Genomic DNA, 3,191 nt, shown 5'->3' with positions numbered 1-3,191 from the left:
CTATATAGCTATGAGTTCATATTAACATGAATAACCATAATTTAGTTAAAATAAACTGGCCACTTCCTTAATAAAGATGGACGATTATCCTTTAATCTCTGGTAATTATTATATACAGAAAATAAAGTGAAACTTTAATCAGTGGAGGTTTTGTTCACCCTCCACTGATTATTAGTTGAAGCAATCAGGCTGCCCGTTATTACGGAATAAAATGAAAGAGTTCTAAAAAATAAAGACTGTACCTTTAAAATGAAAGATACAGTCTTTATTAATAACTTTTTTTATAAAGAAAACTCTCTATCACTCACTACCTTAAAAAATTCCGAGTAATGTGATAAAGAATAATCCGCTACATCACAATTACCTTGAAACATACATGTTGAAATACCTAATTCTTTTGCAGGTAATAAATCTAATTCTCTATCTCCAATAGCTAAATCAATATTATGCTTTTTATGTAAATGATTATAAGCTAAAGAGTTGGGCTTTCGGGGAAAGCCATCGTCAATTGTAACCATATCTACAAAGTATTTTTCCCAGCCGTAATATTTTAAAATGTCCATAACCCCTGCCCTATGTTTATGGGTCATAATCACATTTTTATCTGCAAATTTCAAAACCTCTTCGACACCTGCAAAAGGTTTCATATCTTTTGGCGTGAATTTTCCCTTCAAAACTTTAATCTTTTCTTCCTGCTCGCATGAAATATTATAATACTGAATTGCATGAGAGTATGATATTTTTAAGTTTTTGTATATTTCTTGTTTTTCTACTGAGTCACCTAATATTTCAGAAAGCATTATTGTATATGCAGGATACGTATCAAATAACGTCCCATCAAAATCCCATAAAATATTCATTCTATTCACCTTCTATTTTCAAATCATTGGATGACTAAATCCGCCCTATCCCTAGGCAATTCCGTTTCTAAGTAATAATCCTCTGCTTTCCAATACCTATTTTCAAACTTTGAAAGGTTTTTCTGTGTCTCCTCACTCTCACGTAGAAACCTTGTCTCTCTTGGACAGTCCAAATAGACCATATAATGAAAGAAATCTCTCCATTCTTTTCGCTGCAGAAAAACTCCTTCAATAACAATTACGCCTACAATAGGAATCTGTACTTTTTCCATTTCACATATATCTGTTTCTTCATGAAAAAAAGGTAATTTCAATTTTGTTTCGTGTTGTAGCTTTTGAAAAAATTTCTGCCTTAGCCATTCAATGTCCCATTGTAAATAATAATACTCGTACCATTCTTCATATCCAGTATGATATCGTTTATTACGCTCCACTATATGATCATCAATATGGAAAATATGAAACGGAATGCCTTCTTGTTTCATATTTTCTTTTAAATTGGCTACAAATGTTGTTTTTCCAGATCGACTTAAACCATCTATACCTAAAATGAATCTATTTTCCCTATGCTTCTTCATAATCGTTATAAGTTCGTTTGTACTCATTACTTCTTCCACTCTTCTTTTAATAAAGAATATAAAATGGTATCATGAGCAACTCCATTTTGAATCATATGTTTTCGAAGTAATCCTTCTTCTTGAAATCCTGCTTTACTTAATAATTTTTGAGAAGCTTTATTTTCTACATATACAACAGCAGCAACTCTAATAAGTTGCAATGTTTCAAACCCGTAAGTTAAAATTGCCTGTAACGCTTCCGTTGCATACCCTTGTCCCCAATATGTATCGTCTAATTCATAACCAATTTCAGCTCGTTTATGATGATTATTAATTAAATGAAATCCGCACGTTCCGATTAATTGGCCCGTCCCTTTTTTCTCGATTCCCCAGCGAAATACACTGCCCTCTTCATAACGATTTTTAAACGTTTGAATCGTTGTTTTCGCTTGCTCAATATTTTCAAAAGAATCCATTCCGAAATAACGTATAACTGATTCTTTCGAGAAATATTGGAACAGCGTTTCTGCATCTAATAGTGTAAGTTCTCTTAGTCGTAAACGTTCTGTTTCTAGTTTCGGAAATCCCATCTCTCTTTCTCCCTCTATTCTAATGAACTGCAAATTTCAATATAATTTCCATCTGGATCAGCAATGTAGGCAATTGTTTGTCCCCACGGTTTTACAATAGGTTCAACTAAAATCTTGATTCCTTGTTCTCTAAATTGCTCAATCGTTTCTTGTACATTCTCAACAACGAATCCTAATTCGAAATGAGAAGACTGTAATTCACCTTCTGTAAGCGGTAGTCCTGTTAATTCTTTCACATCTTGCCGCGTATTCATCGCTAAAATGGTAGTTCCAGTATTAAATTCAATATATGTTCCGTGCTCTGCTTTTATAGGTAACTGTAAAATATCTTTATAGAACCTTAAACATGCCTCAAACTTTTCTACATATAAAATGATGTACTTCATTTTCAAATTCATTTTACATCCCCCTTTATATCCATCCCTAAAATTTCGACAAATGTCTCATAAAAACCTTGTTTCTTATAGTAACGAGCACAAAAAAATGAGGCCGATTTCTCGGCCCCCCAGCTTATTGGCATAAAACAGGAGATTTGGTTTGGACATAACCAGTTCGTACTTTTATTATATTTTATTTTTTCTGAATTTTAAATACATTAAACACCTATTTATATTGAGAAAGTTTTTTGCTTGCATAAAATTAAAGATTTTAAGAAATGATACAAATGGAGGTGTATACATATGGAACCAATGCTATGTCCAAGTTGTAAAACAAACCGTACCCGCTTTAATATTCTTGAGCAACAAGTAAAACCAGTCAAATTAAATCCACAAACTGGTCAAGTAGAAGAAGAATACACAAATGAAACGATGAATGCTTTTCATATGGCCTATCAAGGACCTACATACCGTGTCCAATGCGCTGTATGTGGGCTTGTTGAAAACCCAGAACAATTTATTAAACCTGCTCAAAATCAGTCTTTCTAATAAAAACATGATTATCCCTTATAGAAATAGATTTTTCTATAAGGGATTTTTTCGTTTAATAAGTTAATTAAAAATGGATTTCTTCCTTATTATATATTAACCTTCACACTCTTTTGGTCATTTTTAAATAAGGGAGGTAAAACAAATGATTTTAAATAAAAAGATAATGCTTTCATCAACATTTCTACTATTAACTTGTCATATAGTCATCTTTTACTTTTGGATCTTCGATTGGGAGAAAATAACGACTCCTTACGG

Annotated in this window: 5 protein-coding genes; 1 reads left to right on the top strand and 4 read right to left on the bottom strand. The window is 32.2% G+C overall.

The window, feature by feature from the left end; all coding sequences use genetic code 11:
* Window positions 1–281: 281 nt before the first annotated feature.
* From ABWK52_RS28685 to ABWK52_RS28670, 4 genes are read right to left on the bottom strand one after another with little or no spacing between them, the layout of a single operon-like run.
* A complete protein-coding gene (locus tag ABWK52_RS28685) occupies window positions 282–860 on the bottom strand; it encodes an HAD-IA family hydrolase (protein WP_001024221.1) in 579 nt (192 codons plus the stop codon).
* Between the two features lie 23 nt (window positions 861–883).
* Window positions 884–1,465 carry a kinase gene (locus ABWK52_RS28680; RefSeq protein WP_000106112.1) on the bottom strand — a complete coding sequence of 194 codons (582 nt, stop codon included), beginning with the start codon at window positions 1,463–1,465 and terminating at the stop codon, window positions 884–886.
* Complete coding sequence (locus ABWK52_RS28675) at window positions 1,465–2,007, bottom strand: GNAT family N-acetyltransferase (RefSeq protein ID WP_000506676.1); 543 nt, start codon at window positions 2,005–2,007, stop codon at window positions 1,465–1,467. Before ABWK52_RS28675 ends, ABWK52_RS28680 begins: the two co-directional genes overlap by 1 nt.
* Window positions 2,008–2,021: 14 nt before the next feature.
* On the bottom strand, window positions 2,022–2,405 hold the full coding sequence (locus ABWK52_RS28670; RefSeq protein WP_001049847.1) for a VOC family protein: 384 nt from the start codon (window positions 2,403–2,405) through the stop codon (window positions 2,022–2,024).
* Window positions 2,406–2,687: 282 nt separating this feature from the next.
* On the opposite strand from ABWK52_RS28670, the gene ABWK52_RS28665 reads away from it, so the two are divergent.
* Window positions 2,688–2,933: a hypothetical protein gene (locus ABWK52_RS28665; RefSeq protein ID WP_000433609.1), complete on the top strand. Its 246-nt coding sequence runs from the start codon at window positions 2,688–2,690 to the stop codon at window positions 2,931–2,933.
* The last annotated feature ends 258 nt before the right edge of the window (window positions 2,934–3,191 follow it).

Source organism: Bacillus sp. AP50 (assembly GCF_040492675.1).
Classification (GTDB): domain Bacteria; phylum Bacillota; class Bacilli; order Bacillales; family Bacillaceae_G; genus Bacillus_A; species Bacillus_A cereus.
The sequence above is the reverse complement of the archived record's forward strand: the minus strand, read 5'-3'. Positions and strand labels throughout refer to the sequence as shown.

Excerpts from the sequence above, each read along its gene's own strand:
- ABWK52_RS28685 (WP_001024221.1), bottom strand. The coding sequence starts at position 860 with ATGAATATTTTATGGGATTTTGATGGGACGTTATTTGATACGTATCCT.
- ABWK52_RS28680 (WP_000106112.1), bottom strand. The coding sequence starts at position 1,465 with ATGAGTACAAACGAACTTATAACGATTATGAAGAAGCATAGGGAAAAT.
- ABWK52_RS28675 (WP_000506676.1), bottom strand. The coding sequence starts at position 2,007 with ATGGGATTTCCGAAACTAGAAACAGAACGTTTACGACTAAGAGAACTT.
- ABWK52_RS28670 (WP_001049847.1), bottom strand. The coding sequence starts at position 2,405 with ATGAATTTGAAAATGAAGTACATCATTTTATATGTAGAAAAGTTTGAG.
- ABWK52_RS28665 (WP_000433609.1), top strand. The coding sequence starts at position 2,688 with ATGGAACCAATGCTATGTCCAAGTTGTAAAACAAACCGTACCCGCTTT.